Genomic DNA, 16,635 nt, shown 5'->3' on the forward strand with positions numbered 1-16,635 from the left:
GAGTCGCGAAAGGTCTCAAGCCTCGATCATTCTGGATAGCGATACTTCTTCGCATCGCCACACGGGTTGGCGCGATTTTTCAAACGAAGGAGATTGTCACTGTGAGCCGTAACGCTATCCAATGGAGCGGTGTGTTTCCCGCCGTCAGCACGCAATTCAAGGCGGACTTCTCCGTCGATATCGAAGCGACGCACCGCGTGGTGAGCAACCTCGTGAAGGACGGCGTCTCGGGCCTCGTGGTGTGCGGCACGGTCGGCGAAAACACCTCGCTCAGCACGTCCGAGAAACTGGCCGTGATCGAAGCCGCGCGCGATGCCGCCGGCGGCAAGGTGCCCGTGATCGCGGGCGTGGCCGAATTCACCACCGAGTTCGCGCGTCAGACCGTGCGCGAAGCGCAGCGCGTGGGCGTGGACGGCGTGATGGTGATGCCCGCGCTGGTCTACTCGGCGAAGCCGCATGAAACGGCCGCGCATTTCCGCGCCGTGGCGTCGAGCACCGACCTGCCGGTGATGGTCTACAACAATCCGCCGATCTACAAGAACGACGTCACGCCCGATGTGCTGATCGCGCTGCAGGATTGCGAGAACATCGTCTGCTTCAAGGATTCGTCGGGCGACACGCGCCGCTTCATCGATCTGCGCAACGCCGTGGGCGACCGCTTCGTGCTGTTCGCGGGCCTCGACGACGTGGTGGTCGAAAGCGTGGCCGTGGGCGCGGAAGGCTGGGTCTCGGGCATGTCGAACGTGTTCCCGAAAGAAGGCGAGACGCTGTTCCGCCTCGCGAAGCAAAAGCGTTTCGACGAAGCGCTCGCGCTCTATCGCTGGTTCATGCCGCTGCTGCACCTCGACGCGCGCCCCGATCTCGTGCAATGCATCAAGCTGTGCGAGGAACTCGTCGATCGCGGCAGCGCGCTCACGCGTCCTCCGCGCCTCGCGCTCGAAGGCGATGCGCTCGCGCACGTGAAGGCCGTCATGCAACAGGCGCTCGCCACGCGTCCGCAACTGCCGGACGTCGGTCTGTAAATCCCCTTGCGCGCCGCGTGGGCGCGCTTTCTTTTCCCGCGCGCCACTCGTGATCCGATCGAATCCGATTATTTCGGATTGCCTGGTTTCGATGCAGATCGCGAGTCCCGCGCGCGCGGCACCGACCGCGCCGCCGTGCCCACACAAGAAGAATGGCACGCCGGCGCTGCGCCTCATCCCTTAAGAAGGAGACACGGCTATGTCCACTCAAGGCAAGCTGCGCGGCGCGCTGCCCATGAGCGACGCAACGCGCGAGCAAACCGGCGAAGGGCGCTTCAAGAAGCAGCTTTCGCTCACTGACCTCACGTTTATCGGCCTTGGTGCCATCTTCGGCTCGGGCTGGCTGTTCGCCGCGAGTCACGTCTCGGCGATCGCGGGACCGGCGGGCATCGTTTCCTGGCTCATCGGCGGCTTCGCGGTCTTGCTGCTCGGCATCGTCTATTGCGAACTCGGCGCGGCCTTGCCGCGCGCGGGCGGCGTGGTGCGTTATCCGGTGTTCTCGCACGGCCCGCTGCTCGGCTATTTGATGGGTTTCGTCACGCTGATCGCGTTTTCAAGCCTGATTGCCATCGAAGTGGTGGCCGCGCGCCAATATGCGGCTGCGTGGTTTCCGATGCTGAGTCAACCGGGTTCGGGCAATCCGACCACGATCGGCTGGCTCGTGCAACTCGCGCTGTTGGGCCTGTTTTTCCGGCTCAATTACAAAAGCGTGAAGACCTTTGCGCGCGCGAATAATCTCATCAGCATTTTCAAATTCATCGTGCCGCTTGCGGTGATTGGCGTGCTGTTCACGTTTTTCAAACCGGCCAATCTGAGCGTGCATGGCTTCGCGCCGTTCGGTATGTCGGGTATTGAAATGGCGGTGTCGGCGGGCGGCATCATTTTCGCGTATCTCGGTCTCACGCCGATCATTTCGGTCGCGAGCGAAGTACGCAATCCGCAACGCACGATTCCCATCGCGCTGATTCTTTCGGTGCTGCTTTCCACGCTGATTTACGTGCTGCTGCAACTGGCGTTTATCGGCAGCATTCCGACCGAGATGCTCAAGAGCGGCTGGGATGGCGTGAGCAAGGCGTTTTCGCTACCTTACCGCGATATCGCGCTCGCGCTGGGTGTGGGCTGGCTCGCCTACATGGTGGTCGCGGACGCGGCTATTTCGCCGAGCGGCTGCGGCAATATCTATATGAACGCGACGCCGCGCGTGGTCTATGCGTGGGCGAAAACCGGCACGTTCTTCCGCGTGTTCACGCGCGTGGACGAAGCCTCGGGCATTCCGCGTGCGGGCTTGTGGCTCACGTTCGCGCTCGCGGTGTTCTGGACGCTGCCGTTTCCGTCGTGGGAAGCGCTGATCAACGTCGTATCGGCGGCGCTGGTGTTGAGCTACGCAGTCGCGCCAATTTCCGTCGCCGCGCTGCGCCGCAATGCACCCGATATGCCGCGTCCGTTCCGCGTGAGCCGCTTCGGCCTCGTCGGGCCGGTGTCGTTCGTGATCGCCGCGCTGATTGTCTACTGGTCGGGCTGGAGCACGGTGTCCTGGCTGCTCGGTTTGCAGATCGTGATGTTCGTGATCTATCTCGCAGCAGGGCGTTTCGTGCCGACGCGCGAATTGAGCCTGCGCGAGCAGGTGCGTTCGTCGGCGTGGCTGATCGCGTTTTATGCCGTGATGATCGTGCTGTCGTGGCAAGGCAGTTTCGGCGGCACGGGCACGCTCGCGCATCCGTATGACACGCTGGCCGTGGCGCTCGCGAGTCTCGGCATTTACTACTGGGGCGCGAATACGGGCGTGCCGGGCCACAAGCTGCGGCTCGACGCCGACGATCAATAAGCGTGAATACGCGTGAATAAGCGTGCGCCTGTGCGTATGCACAGGCAACGCGCCATTTCCATCGATTCAAAACCGGGCCATGCCGGCCCGGTTGTTTTTTTGCAGGGACCAAGATGACGATTACCGGCCAGTCGCTGATCGGCGCGACGAGCGTGCGCGGCACGCACGGCGTGTTGCATGGCGTCGATGCTCGCACGGGCGCGGCGCTCGAACCCGCATTCGGCGGCGCGACGCAAGACGATCTCGAACGCGCGTGTGCGCTCGCGGAAGCGGCCTTCGACACCTTCCGCGAAACACCGCTCGACACGCGCGCGCGTTTTCTGGAAACCATCGGCGAACAGATCATGGCGATCGGCGACGCGCTGATCGAACGCTGCATGGCCGAAACCGGCTTGCCGCGCGCGCGGCTCGAAGGCGAGCGCGCGCGCACGGTCGGTCAGTTGCGTCTGTTTGCCAACGTGCTGCGTAATGGCGAATTCGTCGATGCGCGCATCGATCCCGCGCAATCGGATCGCAAGCCGATGCCGCGCGTGGACCTGCGTCTGCGTAACGTGGCGATCGGGCCGGCCGCGGTATTCGGCGCGTCGAATTTTCCGCTGGCGTTTTCGGTGGCGGGCGGCGATACGGCGTCGGCGCTTGCGGCCGGTTGTCCCGTGATCGTGAAGGCGCACGGCGCGCATCCTGGCACCTCGGAACTCGTGGGCCGTGCGATTCAGCAGGCGGTGCAGCAGTGCGCGCTGCCCGAAGGCGTGTTCTCGCTGCTGTTCGACAGCGGTCTTTCGATTGGCCAGGCGCTCGTGGCCGACGCGCGCATCAAGGCAGTCGGCTTCACGGGTTCGCGCGCGGGTGGTGTGGCGCTCATGAAAATCGCGAACGCACGCGCGGAGCCGGTGCCCGTCTATGCGGAGATGAGTTCGATTAATCCGGTCGTGTTGCTGCCGCACGCGCTGGCCGCGCGTGGTGAAACGATTGCACAACAGTTCGCGGCATCGCTGACCTTGGGCGCGGGACAGTTCTGCACGAATCCCGGCCTCGTGCTCGCCGTGGAGGGCGACGCGTTGCGCGCCTTCGAACGCGCGGCCAGCGACGCGCTCGCGCAAGCTCCCGCATCGACGATGCTCACGCCCGGCATTCACGCGAATTACGTGAAGGGCGTCGAGCGGCTCGCGGCGCACGCCGACGTCGAGCGGCTCGCGAGCGGCAAGACGGGCGGTCCGTTCGACGCGCAGGCCGCGTTGTTCGCGACCACGGCGCAAGCGTTCCTCGCCGATCCCGCATTGCGCGAGGAAGTGTTCGGCTCGGCCTCGCTGATCGTGCGTTGCCGCAATCTCGACGCCTTGCATGGCGTGCTGAAATCGCTCGAAGGACAGCTGACGGTGGCCGTGCATCTGCACGACGACGACCGCGCCGCCTGCCGCGCGCTGCTGCCGACGCTCGAACGCAAGGCAGGCCGTATACTGGCCAACGGTTTCGGCACGGGCGTGGAAGTCGGTTCTGCGATGGTGCATGGCGGACCGTTCCCGGCGACTTCGGATGCGCGCACGACCTCGGTCGGCAGCCGCGCGATCGAGCGCTTCCTGCGGCCGGTTTCGTATCAGGATCTGCCCGACGATCTGCTGCCCGACGCACTGCGCGACGGCAATCCGCTGGCGCTCGCGCGGCGTATCGACGGCACCCTTCATCGCGAGGAACATCAGGATGACTGATCAACACGACGAAGTCGTACTGTCGCTCGACGCGCTCTTTTCGCTCGCGCGCAAGGCGCTGATGCACCACGGCGTGTCCGAAGCGCATGCGGACGCCATCGCGCGCGTGATCATGCAAGGTCAGCGCGACGAGTGCCATTCGCACGGCATCTATCGCCTGCTCGGCTGCGTGCGCTCGGTGAAAAGCGGCAAGGTCGATCCGCGCGCGGAGCCGACCTTGCGCGATGTGGCGCCCGGCGTGCTCGCCGTCGATGCGCATTATGGTTTTTCGCTGCTGGCCTTCGAAACGGGCCTGCCCGTGCTCGCGGAAAAAGCGCGCACGCAGGGTCTCGCCGCGATGGCGATCAATCGCTGTTTCCATTTTTCGGCGTTGTGGCCCGAGGTGGAGGCGATTGCCGCGCATGGGCTCGTCGGGCTCGCGATGAATCCGAGCCATAGCTGGGTCGCGCCCGCGGGCGGCACGCGCGGCGTGTTCGGCACCAATCCGATTGCGTTCGCGTGGCCGCGCGCGGAAGGGCATCCGTTCGTGTTCGACTTCGCGACCAGCGCGATCGCGCGTGGCGATATCGAGCTGCACGCGCGCGAGGGCAAGCCGATTCCCGATCATTGGGCCATCGACAGCGCGGGCCAGCCGACCACGGACGCACGCGCGGCGCTCGACGGCGCGATGCAGACGTTCGGCGGCCACAAGGGGTCGGCGCTCGCGGCGATGGTCGAACTGCTCGCGGGCGCGCTGATCGGCGACCTCACGAGCATGGAGTCGCAGACCTTTGACGACGGCGCGGGCGCGAGCCCTTGCCACGGCGAACTGGTGATCGCGATCGATCCGCGCCGTTTTCTGGGCGCCGATCACGCGGCGGGCGAGGCGCGCGCCGAGCGGCTGTTCGCGGCCGTGGTCGAGCAGGGCGCGCGCTTGCCTTCGCAACGCCGTTTCGAGGCGCGCGAGCGCAGCGAACGCCATGGCGTGCGCATTCCTGGCGCGCTCTATCGCGACGTGATGAAACTCTTCGACTGACAATGACGAGCCGGCGCGCGCAAGCCGGAATTCGCGCGCCGTTCGCCTTTTTTGCCCTTTTACTCGCTTCTTACGTCATGTAATGGTCGGTACCGTTAATTGATGTAATTGATCATCCAATAAAGAGGCATTACATTTGCTGCAATGCGGCGCATTTCCGTGTGTACGCACAGTACCATGCCGCACTAATTCGAAAACTGTCCCTTTTACATTAGGCGAAATAAAGGTTAATGCTTATTGCAGCGCAGCAAAATGCTGCCTACACTGAGCAAGACCGCCTATGGATTCGGAAGTTTTCGAAAGGAGGGCGTGGAATGATCACGTCACACTCGGCAACGCTGGAAGCGTCGCCCAGGCTGCATGTATTCGAGCAGGAAGGAGGCTGGCATTGGGGCATTACGGTACCCAGGTCGGCGGGCAGTGGCTTCAAGCTCATTGCTTATAGTGAAAATTCATTCGACGGCGAGACGGAGGCTCGCCGCGACGGCAATCGCGCTCTCGATAGTCTCCCTGGTACTGCGGCATTTTCGTTCATGCCTTAATGCGCGGACCGTTCTACACTGAAATCCGGTGACGGGAGAATCGTATGAATCCGCGTGATGACAGGGAAACACGCCGTAAGCACTACGCCATGCGCCGCCTGACGCGCGCGATGCAGCGGCTCATTCACGCGCACGACGACATCGACCGCATGATGGCGCGGCGTTGGGTCAATGCGTGGAGCGGCGCGGTGGGTGAACGCGCGATGAATCGAATAACGCCACTGACAAGTACCGGATTTACGCATACGGCTATACGGGTTTCATCTGCCGATTCGAGTCGATTTGTCTAGTGGATGGCGGGCGAATTGCAGAGCGAATTGCAGGCAAATGGCGCCCGCATTTCGCGCCGCATGAAGGCGCGCATCGGAAATATGAAACAAAACGCATATTTCATTGACTGACACACGATTGAGACGATATTGTCATACTTTAGACATTCTTCGTTTCACCCTTGGCTTCCGCAGACTATGAAATCTCGCACGCGATGAGCGTGAATGTGGATGGTGTTGATTACACCGGTAGGTGGCGCGTAATGACCGGCTCGGTCATTGTCTATTTCGCCAATGAAATCAAATTCGCGCCGCACGGTGCGAATCGGCCCGAGCAAATCGCTCGCTGGCTTTTGACCGATCTTTGTAAAAAGATCGAATCGCGCAAGCGCAAAGGGATCAAACGCTAACGTATCGCGACCATTCGCTTAATCGCGCGGCGCAGCGCGTGGTTTGGCGTCCCCAACCTGGCTGTCCCAGTCGCCTTCGCGATTGAAAATGGCCGAATAAAAGTCGATAAAGGCGCGCACTTTCGAAGACACTGTGCGTTTGCGCGGATAGACCGCCCAGACCGCCGGCGCGTGTTTCGTCGGCTGCGCTTCCCATTCCGGCAACAGACGAATCAGTTTTCCGTCGCGCAACGCGTCGCCTACGGCCCACGTCGGCAGCAAGGCAATGCCGCGTCCCGCAATCGCGAGATCGAGCAGCGCTTCCGTGTCGTCCACGCGCAGCCTGCCGCGCAATGCCACCGTCACCGCTTCTTCACGCTCACTCGTTGCCTTTATTGACGCCGGTTCGTGCTTCACGAACAGCCAGCGATCGTCCGCCGCGAGTGAAAATCGCAGTGCCGTGTGCGCCGCAAGATCCTCTGGAATGACGGGCGCGCCGCATTGCGCGAGATAAGCGGGGCTCGCGCAGACAATGCGCCGATGCGTCGTCAACTGGCGCGCCATCAATTGCGAGTCCGGTAATGCGCCGATGCGAATCGCGAGATCGATACCCGTGTCGATGATATTGAGCACGGCGTCGGTCATGACGATATCGACGTCGATCTTCGGATAGCGGTCCATGAATTCCGGCAAATGGCGCACGATATGACGCCGGCCGAACGAGCGCGGCATCGTCACGCGCAGCAATCCGCGCGGCGAATGATTCAGCGACGATGCCACGTCGCGCGCTTCGTCGAGATGGCGGATTACGCCGATCGCGTGCTCGCGAAATACGCGGCCGCCTTCGGTGAGCACAAGGCCGCGCGTCGAGCGATTGAATAGCGCAATGCCGAGATCGCGTTCGAGTTCGGTGATATAGCGCGATACCGTCGAGGTTTTGACTTCGATGCGGGCCGCCGCCTTGCTGAAACTACCGAGTTCGGCGGACGAAAGGAATGCGCGGATCGCGCCGAAATAATCCATAAGCGAGCAGGCGTGTCGATGGCGTGAATGCGGGCGTTGTCGTGCAGTGTACGAGAAAACGCGGCGGCGCCTCGCGCATCAGTGATCCCTTTTCTGCAAAGCTCATTTCCCGTGCGCGCAATTCCGGCGTGCGGCCCCGGCGCCTACAGTCCATTCGACGCCAGCGATCGACGCAGGATCGTCGATCGCGATGGCGCGACTTGCCCGCCGGGCGAGCGTCATTTTCAGGAGCCGCATCATGCTGGATAAAACCGCGCATTCTTCGCTCGCACTCGACGACGACGTCGTCACGCGCGATGCGCAATATTTCGAATACACCTCGTCCGCGAATCCCATCGGCGCGAAGCTGATTTCGCGCGTGCCGTATCGCTCGTTTCCCGCTTCGCTCTATGACGACGGTCCGACGCGCAGCGTGCCGCTCGATTTATCGGCGGAATTGGGCTGCGATTATCCGGCGACGGGTCCGGGTTTGATGGCGAGTTTTCTGCGCATCGTGGCGGGCGACACGATTGCGGTCGATCCGAATGCGACTTCGCAGGTGTTTTACGTGCTCGAAGGCGCGGGGAGCGTTGCGCAAAACGGCACGGTCTTTTCATTTGGACAAGGCGATTTCTTTTCGCTGCCGGGCGGCGGCGAGGCCGTGTTGTCGGCGCAGGCGACGGCGCGCATTTACTACGTGAACGATGCGCCGCTGCTCGATTATCTCGGCGCGAAGATCGGCACGGCCCGCTTTGCGCCGACGCTTTATCCGGCTGCGCAGGCCCAGGCCGAACTCGCGAAAGTGGCGAATGCGCCGGGCGCGGCACAGCGCAATCGCGTGAGCGTGCTGCTCGGCAATCGCCATTTCCCGCAGACGCGCACCGTTACGCATTCGATGTGGGCGATGTTCGGCACGATCGCGCCGCACAGCGTGCAGAAGCCGCATCGTCATCAGTCGATTGCGCTCGACTTCATTCCGGCGTGCGAGCCGGGCGTCTATACGCTCGTCGGCACCGAGATCGACGCGCAGGGGCAGATTGTCGATCCCGTGCGCGTCGACTGGACGCCGGGCATGGCCTTCGTGACGCCGCCCGGTTATTGGCATGCTCATTTCAATGAATCGGATTCGCCCGCGTATGTGATTCCGCTTCAGGATGCGGGGCTGCAGACGTATTTGCGTTCGCTCGATATTCGCTTCGCGCGCTGATACACGGCCGATGGGAAGTTTCCGGCGCGGGGATGCTTGATTGCATCAGCGCATCAGCGCATCAGCGCATCAGCGCATCAGCGCATCAGCGCTTCGGCGCTTCAGCGCTTCAGCGGGGCGCTGGGTCCATCAACACCCGGCGCCCATCCTTCCCGCACGACCGTCCTAATCTTCGCTCAACCCCGCGACTTTGATCCAGGTCAAGTCAATTCCCCCGCCCGCCTGCTACGGTCGCAGTACATCTTAAAAAGACAACAAACAAACCAAACGCGGTACGGGGCGCGACATGCAACACCACACGCTGGACGTCGAAATCGGGCGTCTTCTTTCCGGGCCGCTGCTCGCTTGCGGCCCCGACGTGCCGATCCGCGAAGCCGCGCGCCGCATGGCCGAGCACCGTTGCAGCGCGATCGTCGTGATGGAACGCGGGCTGCCGATCGGCATCTGGACCGAGCACGACGCGCTCGCGAGCATTGCGCATCGCGCGCATTCGGCCGACGCGCGCCTCATCAACGAACTGATCGACGAACCGCTGCCTGAGCCGGCCGGCGGACCCGGCGACGAACCCGCGAACCGACCGATCCGCACCGTCATGAGCCAGCCCGTGCGCACGCTCTCCGCGCGCACGCCCGCGCGCGAAGCGGCGGCGTACTTCGTGCGCGAGGGCATCCGCCACGGTCTCGTGATCGACGACGAAGACGGCCACGCGCTCGGTCTCGTCACGCAGACCGATCTGGTCATGAGCCAGGGCCCCGAGTGCTTTCTGCAACTGCGCACGCTCGGCTGCGCGAAGCCATCGAAGGTGCAGACCATCGACGCCGCCGCGCCGTTCGCACAGGCGCTCGCGCGCATGCGCGCGGAGCGGCTGAGCGCGATTGTCGTGCGCGCCGCCGACGGCAGCCTCGGCATCCTCACCGAACGTGATGTAGTGCGCGCGCTCGGCGAAGGCGCGCGTGAGGACGGCGCCACGGCGGGCACCTTCGCAAGCTGGCCGCTGCGCTCGCTGCCGCACACGCGCAGCCTCTATTCGGCGCGCCAATATCTGCTCGACAACCGCATGCGCCACGTTGGCGTGCTCGACGACGCGGGCGAACTCAGCGGCCTGCTCGGTCTCGCCGATATCCTGCGCGACATGGAGCACGAATACGTGCGCGAATTGCAGGCGGCGCTGCGAGAACGCGACGACGCGCTGCTCGCTTCGCGCGCGAATCTGCGTCTCGCCGATCAAGTGGTGGAGTCCACGCTCGACGGCGTGATGATCACCGATCTGCAAGGCACGATCGAGCGCATCAATCCGGCCTTCACGCGCCTGACCGGCTACACCGAAGCCGACGCGCTCGGCCGCAACGCGCGCCTGCTCAGTTCGGGCCGTCAGGGCGCGGCGTTTTACGCGGCGCTGTGGGAGAGCATCGAAACCACGGGCCACTGGAAGGGCGAAATCTGGAATCGCCGCAAGGACGGCACGCTCTACCTCGAATACCTGACGATCTCCAGCATCCGCGACGCGAAAGGCGGCTGCACGCATTACGCCGCGATTTTCGCCGACATTACGCAGCGCCGGGAAAACGAAGCACGCCTAAGTTATCTCGCGACGCACGATGCGCTCACGGGTCTACCCAATCGCACGCTGTTCACCGAGCGCATCGCATTGGCGCTCGCGCGCGCGCGCCGTTCGAGCAAGCGCGTTGCGGTGATGTTTCTCGACCTCGACCGCTTCAAGCTCATCAACGACACGATGGGCCACGGCGTCGGCGACGAAGCGCTCGCGGTGATTGCGCGGCGTCTGCGCGAATCGGTGCGCGAGACCGACACGGTGGCGCGGCTCGGCGGCGACGAATTCACGCTGCTGATCGAGGATATCGACGACATCCGCCACGTGGGCCGCATCGCCGAAACGCTGCTCCTTGGCGTGGGCGCGCCGATCCGCACGGGCGAGCAGACGCTGTTCGTCACGCCGAGCATCGGCATCAGCATGTTTCCCGACGACGCGCAGGACTCCGGCCGTCTGCTGATGCAGGCCGACCGCGCGATGTACGAAGCGAAAAGCGCGGGCAAGAACAACTTCCAGTTTTTCGCCGCGCCGATGACGTCGAGCGCGATGGAGCGCATTCAGCTCGAATCGGAATTGCATCGCGCGCTCGACAGCAACGAATTCCTGCTGCATTACCAGCCCGAATTCGACGTGCGCAGCGGCCGCCTCTCGAACGTCGAGGCGCTGATCCGCTGGCAGCATCCTCAGCGCGGGCTCGTGCCGCCCGACCAGTTCATACCGATTGCCGAGGAATCCGCGTTGATCGTGCCGATCGGCGCCTGGGTCCTGCGCGAAGCGTGCCGCCAGGCGCGCGCGTGGCTCGACGAAGGCTTCGAATTCGGGCGCATCTGCGTGAATCTGTCCGCGCGCCAATGCCTGCACGACGGCTTTCTCGCGCAGCTCGCCAATATTCTCGGCGAGACCGGCTTGCCCGTGAACCGGCTGCAACTCGAACTCGTCGAGAGCATGGCGATGACCTCCAGCCACGGCGGCACCGAGGCGCTGCTGCACGAACTTGCGGCGCGCGGAATCAGTCTCGCGATCGACGACTTCGGCACCGGCTATTCGTCGTTCCGCTATTTGCAGTCGCTGCCCGTCGACACGCTCAAGGTCGACCGCTCGTTTCTCGCGCATGTCGGCGACAACATTCCGCTCATGAGCGACGAGGGCAACGGCTCGATCGTGCGCGCGATCGTGGCGATGGCGAAGTCGCTGGGCGTGTCGGTTGTCGCCGAGGGCGTGGAAACGCCGAACCAGTTGCGCTTTCTGCGCGAGATCGGCTGCGAGCGCGCACAGGGTTTTCTGCTCGCGCGCCCCGCGCCGGCCGCGCGGATGCCGCGTGCACTGCCGGCGTGATCGATGCCGCTCATGCCTCGTTTAGGCGCAATTTTTGATTGGAGAATGACCGTGACCACCAACGATGAGATGCTGCTGCGCTCGATGACGGCGCTCGTCAGTTCGCATGGCAAGGCCATTTCGCGCTTCGGCGCGAGTGTGGTCGTGATGAGCAAGTTCGCGGAAGCCGTGCTGCCGCAACTGTCCACGCAACAGGTCGAGCGCACTGTCGAAGCGTTCCGCATGCTGATCGGCGAGGCGCTGGCCGTGGCCGACAACGCCGTGCTGCCCGGCGACTATCGCGCCACGCTGCTCGAACAGAGCAACGTGCTGTTGAACCGGCTCGGCGGCAATGCCGCGGCGTCGCATTGAAGGAGACGTCATGCGCAATCTGACGATACGCGCCGGCCTGCTCGCGGTGCTCTGCACGTTCGCGGCGATGCTGGTGATCGGCGCGGTGGTGGGCGTCGGCATGATCGGCCGCGCCGACGACGCCGCGCGCCGCGTACACGAAGCGGCGGGCGCGGGCGCGCTGGCCGATGCGATCGGCGCCCATTCGGCGCGCGCGCAGGCGACTTTGGCGCGTGCCTACGCGGCGCTCAAGGAGCAAAACGATGCGTCGTCGCGCGATGCCGCGCTCGGCGCAGCCCGTGATCTCACGACGCAGGCGGCGCACGACGCCGACACGCTGCGCGCGGATGAATCTGCGAGCGCGGTGTCCAATTCGGTATCGAATACTGCGTCGGATTCCTTAGCAAATTCTGCGTCGGATTCTGCATCGAATACGGCATCGAATACGGCATCGGACACCGCCGCGAACGCCCAACCGTCGCGCCGCGCCGCCGTGCTCGACGCGCAGGCCGCGATGAACGCCGTGCTCACGCGCGCCGCCGACGCGCTGCAGAACGGCGACACGGCCGCCTACGCCACGCTCGCGACCGGCGAGATGGCGCAGACCGGCACGCAGCTCGCCGCGAGCATCGCCGCCTTCCACGCCGACAAGGATGCCGCCGTGAGCGCCACGCTCGCGCAAGGCGAGCGCGAACACGACTGGGTCATGGCGATGGTGGCGGTCGGGCTCACGGGCGCGCTCGCGCTCGTCGTCGTCACGCATCTCGCGCTGCGCCGTCTCGTGACCGCGCCGCTGGCGGTCGCGGTGAGCGCGCTCAACCAGATCGCGGCCAACGATCTCGCGGTGCCGATCGCCACGGGCGGGCGCAACGAAATCGGCCAGTTGCTCGACGCGATGCGCCGCATGCAGGACGGCCTGACGCTGACTGTGGGCAACGTGCGCGCGTGCTGCGATGCGATCAACACGGGCGCGCGCGAAATCGCGGCGGGCAATCTCGATCTGTCGAGCCGCACCGAGCAGCAATCGGCGTCGCTCGAACAGACGGCGGCGAGCACCGAGCAACTGACCGCGACGGTGCGCCAGAACGCGGAACACGCGAACGAGGCGAGCACGCTGGCGGCGCGCTCGGCCGAGGTCGCGCAGCGCGGCGGACGCGTCGTCGAAGAAGCAATGGAGACGATGGAAGCGATCACGCGCAGTTCGGGCAAGATCGCCGATATCACCGGCATCATCGACGGCATCGCGTTTCAGACCAATATTCTCGCGCTCAACGCGTCGGTGGAAGCGGCGCGCGCGGGCGAGCAGGGGCGCGGCTTCGCCGTGGTCGCGGGCGAAGTGCGCAACCTCGCGCAGCGCAGCGCGGCGGCGGCGCGCGAAATCAAGTCGCTGATCGACGAATCGGTCGAGGACGTGCGCGGCGGCCGCGCGCGTGTGACCGAGGCGGGCGCGACGATGGCGGAAGTGGTGTCGTCGATCGAGCGCGTGTCGGGGCTGATGAAGGAGATCGCGTCGGCGACCGTCGAGCAGAGCGCGGGCATCGAGCAGGTCGAGCAGGCCGTGAGCCAGATGGATCAGGTCACGCAGCAGAATGCGGCGCTCGTGGAAGAGGCGGCCGCGGCGGCCGGTTCGCTGGAACAGCAGGCGAATCTGATGGCCGACGCGGTGGCGACGTTCCGTTTGCGCACGGACGGCGCGGCGAATGCGCAGGCGGACCGGTGGGCGGATCGGCGTGCGAGCGAGGCGGCGGAGTTCGCGGACGAGGTGTCGGAGGAGGCGCTGGCGTAGGGCTCGCTTCGATGCATTGACGGATGCGGTCGCGGAGGCCGCATCTAACCGCTTATTCGACGAACACGCGCTTCAACGCTATAGAGATCCCGCCGCGCGATCCCTGATAAATAGATCGGAATCCTGATGATTATCGATGGCCTCGCGGCTTGCGCCGAGGCCGCTTTGATCGCGCCCCATTCCATTCTCCACGTGGAGATATTCGCCAAATTTGGCGTTAATCCGTGTGCGAATCCGCCGCCATCCTCCGCCCGGACGCCAAAAACACCGTCGTCGCGGCCACGCGCGCAGCCTGTGCCACACGACCCGCGTATCCTCGAACACTTGCCGATCAGGCACAACGCCATCGCGGCACATCGGCCCATTCCTTCCCGATCGAGGAGCAACGTATGCGAACGATGCAGGCAGTGCAGGTGACGAAAGCGGGCGGTCCACTCGAACTCGTCGAGCGCGAGGTTCCCGAGCCGCCCGAGGGCCATGTGCTGATCAAGGTGCAGGCGTGCGGCATCTGCCATAGCGATTCGATGACGAAAGACGGCCTGTGGCCGGGGCTCGCTTATCCGCGCGTGCCGGGTCACGAGATCGCGGGCGTGATCGACACGCTCGGCGCGGGCGTGGACGGCTGGCAAGCGGGGCAGCGCGTGGGCGTGGGCTGGCACGGCGGGCATTGCGGCCATTGCGAGCGCTGCCGCCACGGCGACTTCGTGCTGTGCGCGGCCGCCCAGGTGCCGGGCATCAGCTACGACGGCGGCTACGCGCAATACATGGTCGCGCCGCAGGAGGCGCTCGCGCGCATGCCCGACGATCTCTCCGACGTCGATGCCGCGCCGCTGCTGTGCGCGGGCATCACCACCTTCAACGCGCTACGCAATAGCGGCGCGCGCGCGGGCGACGTGGTCGCGATTCTCGGTATCGGCGGCCTCGGTCATCTGGGCGTGCAGTTCGCGCGCAAGATGGGTTTCGTGACCGTCGCCATCGCGCGTGGGCAGGACAAGGCGCCGCTCGCGAAGCAACTGGGCGCGCATCATTACATCGACAGTCAGGCGCAGAACGTCGCCGAAGCCTTGCTCGCGCTCGGCGGCGCGCGCGTGATACTCGCGACGGTCACGAGCGGCAAGGCGATGAGCGCGGCGCTCGGCGGCCTCGGTCTGAACGGCAAGCTGATCATGGTGGGTGTGTCCGAGGAACCCGTCGAAGTGCCGATTACGCAGTTCATCATGGGACGTCATTCGGTGCAGGGCTGGCCGTCGGGCACGGCAGCGGATTCGCAGGAAACGCTCGCATTCAGCGCACTTTCCGGCGTCAAGCCGATGATCGAGGAGTATCCGCTGGAACGTGCCGCCGAAGCTTACGAACGCATGATGAGCGGCAAGGCGCGCTTTCGCGTCGTGCTGAAACCGGCTCAATAACTAGGATCGCTAACTAATTATCCGGCACGGTTTATCCTCGCGGGGCGCGGCAAGAAACTTGCGCGCCCGTCTCGCCATCCCGCGCGGCGGCCCGGCCACACCGACCGGGCCGTTGTCCGCCAGGGTTCCCCACCCATTGACGCGCGGCGTCGATCCTGCGATACAGCATATAATTCCGCGAACCCAAAATCGTGCCCGTGCTCGCGGCACTCGCGTCAACTTCACCCTTATCGCAATGTCTGATACCGCGCCGAAGCCGGCTCGCAAAAGCGCCCACAAGGAAGATCGCCATTTCGTGACCGCGCTGGCCCGGGGGCTCGAGGTCCTCGCCTGCTTTCGCGGCGGCGACACGACGCTGACCAATCAGGAAATCGCCCAACGCTGCAAGCTGCCGCGCTCGACGGTCTCGCGTCTGACCATGACGCTCACGAAGATCGGCTACCTGATCCACCTCGAAGACACCGGGCGCTACCGCCTCGGCACCGCCTGTCTCGCGCTCGGCAGTTCGATGCTCGCGCGCCTCGACGTGCGCAAGATCGCGCGGCCGATGATGCAGGAGCTTTCGGAGTTCTCGGGCGGCACGGTCTCGCTCGGCGTGCGCGACCGGCTCTCGATGCTCTATATCGAAAGCTGCCGCAGCACGGCGGCGTTGGCGCTCACGCTCGACGTGGGCTCGCGCATTCCGCTGGCGACCTCGGCGATCGGACGCGCGTGGCTCGCGGCCGTCGCGCCGCGCGAACGCGACGACGTGATGGAGCAGATCCGCGAACTCGACGACGTGGCGTGGCCGAACGTGCGCCGTGGCATCGAGCAGGGCGTGCGCGATCACGCCACGCTCGGCGTCACGTGTTCGTTCGGCGAGTGGCAGAAGGACGTGAATGGCATCGCGCGCGCGTTCGAACCGGGCGGCGGCTTGCCGGTCATGGCGATCAACGTGGGCGGGCCGTCGTTTTCGCTGACGCCCGAATTTCTGCTCAATGAAGTGAAACCGCGTCTGTTGCAGATGATCGGGCAGATTGAGGCGGCCGTGGCGGGGCGATAAAGGCGGCGCAGTCGGCAGGAAAAACGCAGGCGCGGTCAGCGGCCTGCGTTTTTTTTCGTCTGGATAATTCGACATCCTGACTAAAAGGGCGCGGATTATCTTCACGGCAAGCGACCGATTCGCACCAAATGGAACGCCTGCACGGCAGACATCATTTGCAGCGAAATTCAATGCAGGACGAATTGCCTGAACGCCTTTGTTTGG

The 16,635-nt window shown here is 64.6% G+C and carries 14 protein-coding genes; 13 read left to right on the top strand and 1 reads right to left on the bottom strand.

Going from position 1 to position 16,635, the window contains the following annotated elements:
- Positions 1 to 101: 101 nt before the first annotated feature.
- From U4Y88_RS01450 to U4Y88_RS01480, 7 genes are all read left to right on the top strand, one after another.
- Positions 102 to 1,022 carry a dihydrodipicolinate synthase family protein gene (locus tag U4Y88_RS01450; RefSeq protein ID WP_224005585.1) on the top strand — a complete coding sequence of 307 codons (921 nt, stop codon included), beginning with the start codon at positions 102 to 104 and terminating at the stop codon, positions 1,020 to 1,022.
- A gap of 235 nt (positions 1,023 to 1,257) precedes the next feature.
- The gene (locus U4Y88_RS01455) at positions 1,258 to 2,847 is read left to right on the top strand and encodes an APC family permease (protein ID WP_224006253.1); all 1,590 of its coding nucleotides are present in this window, start codon (positions 1,258 to 1,260) and stop codon (positions 2,845 to 2,847) included.
- Between the two features lie 113 nt (positions 2,848 to 2,960).
- Positions 2,961 to 4,553: an aldehyde dehydrogenase (NADP(+)) gene (locus tag U4Y88_RS01460; RefSeq protein WP_321781720.1), complete on the top strand. Its 1,593-nt coding sequence runs from the start codon at positions 2,961 to 2,963 to the stop codon at positions 4,551 to 4,553.
- Entirely contained in the window at positions 4,546 to 5,568 is a 1,023-nt protein-coding gene (locus tag U4Y88_RS01465) for an Ldh family oxidoreductase (protein WP_321781722.1), read from the top strand. Before U4Y88_RS01460 ends, U4Y88_RS01465 begins: the two co-directional genes overlap by 8 nt.
- Before the next feature lie 314 nt (positions 5,569 to 5,882).
- Complete coding sequence (locus U4Y88_RS01470) at positions 5,883 to 6,110, top strand: hypothetical protein (protein WP_224005594.1); 228 nt, start codon at positions 5,883 to 5,885, stop codon at positions 6,108 to 6,110.
- Between the two features lie 44 nt (positions 6,111 to 6,154).
- A complete protein-coding gene (locus U4Y88_RS01475; protein WP_321781724.1) occupies positions 6,155 to 6,400 on the top strand; it encodes a hypothetical protein in 246 nt (81 codons plus the stop codon).
- Between the two features lie 161 nt (positions 6,401 to 6,561).
- On the top strand, positions 6,562 to 6,789 hold the full coding sequence (locus tag U4Y88_RS01480; RefSeq protein ID WP_224005600.1) for a hypothetical protein: 228 nt from the start codon (positions 6,562 to 6,564) through the stop codon (positions 6,787 to 6,789).
- Between the two features lie 18 nt (positions 6,790 to 6,807).
- On the opposite strand, the gene U4Y88_RS01485 is transcribed toward U4Y88_RS01480, so the two are convergent.
- Complete coding sequence (locus U4Y88_RS01485; RefSeq protein WP_321781726.1) at positions 6,808 to 7,791, bottom strand: LysR family transcriptional regulator; 984 nt, start codon at positions 7,789 to 7,791, stop codon at positions 6,808 to 6,810.
- A gap of 238 nt (positions 7,792 to 8,029) precedes the next feature.
- Here U4Y88_RS01485 and U4Y88_RS01490 point away from each other — a divergent pair, with 238 nt between their 5' ends.
- From U4Y88_RS01490 to U4Y88_RS01515, 6 genes are all read left to right on the top strand, one after another.
- On the top strand, positions 8,030 to 8,977 hold the full coding sequence (locus U4Y88_RS01490) for a cupin domain-containing protein (RefSeq protein WP_321781728.1): 948 nt from the start codon (positions 8,030 to 8,032) through the stop codon (positions 8,975 to 8,977).
- 286 nt (positions 8,978 to 9,263) lie between these two features.
- Positions 9,264 to 11,864, top strand: coding sequence for an EAL domain-containing protein (locus U4Y88_RS01495; RefSeq protein WP_321781729.1), 2,601 nt, complete (start codon positions 9,264 to 9,266; stop codon positions 11,862 to 11,864).
- 51 nt (positions 11,865 to 11,915) lie between these two features.
- Positions 11,916 to 12,215 carry a hypothetical protein gene (locus U4Y88_RS01500; protein ID WP_224005612.1) on the top strand — a complete coding sequence of 100 codons (300 nt, stop codon included), beginning with the start codon at positions 11,916 to 11,918 and terminating at the stop codon, positions 12,213 to 12,215.
- 10 nt (positions 12,216 to 12,225) lie between these two features.
- Positions 12,226 to 13,980, top strand: a complete 1,755-nt coding sequence (locus tag U4Y88_RS01505; RefSeq protein WP_321781731.1) for a methyl-accepting chemotaxis protein — start codon at positions 12,226 to 12,228, stop codon at positions 13,978 to 13,980.
- 389 nt (positions 13,981 to 14,369) lie between these two features.
- A complete protein-coding gene (locus tag U4Y88_RS01510; protein ID WP_321781733.1) occupies positions 14,370 to 15,389 on the top strand; it encodes an alcohol dehydrogenase in 1,020 nt (339 codons plus the stop codon).
- Between the two features lie 235 nt (positions 15,390 to 15,624).
- The gene (locus U4Y88_RS01515) at positions 15,625 to 16,431 is read left to right on the top strand and encodes an IclR family transcriptional regulator (RefSeq protein WP_224005621.1); all 807 of its coding nucleotides are present in this window, start codon (positions 15,625 to 15,627) and stop codon (positions 16,429 to 16,431) included.
- Positions 16,432 to 16,635: the final 204 nt, after the last annotated feature.

The organism is Paraburkholderia sp. J94 (assembly GCF_905220285.1).
Taxonomy (GTDB): Bacteria; Pseudomonadota; Gammaproteobacteria; order Burkholderiales; family Burkholderiaceae; genus Paraburkholderia; species Paraburkholderia tropica_A.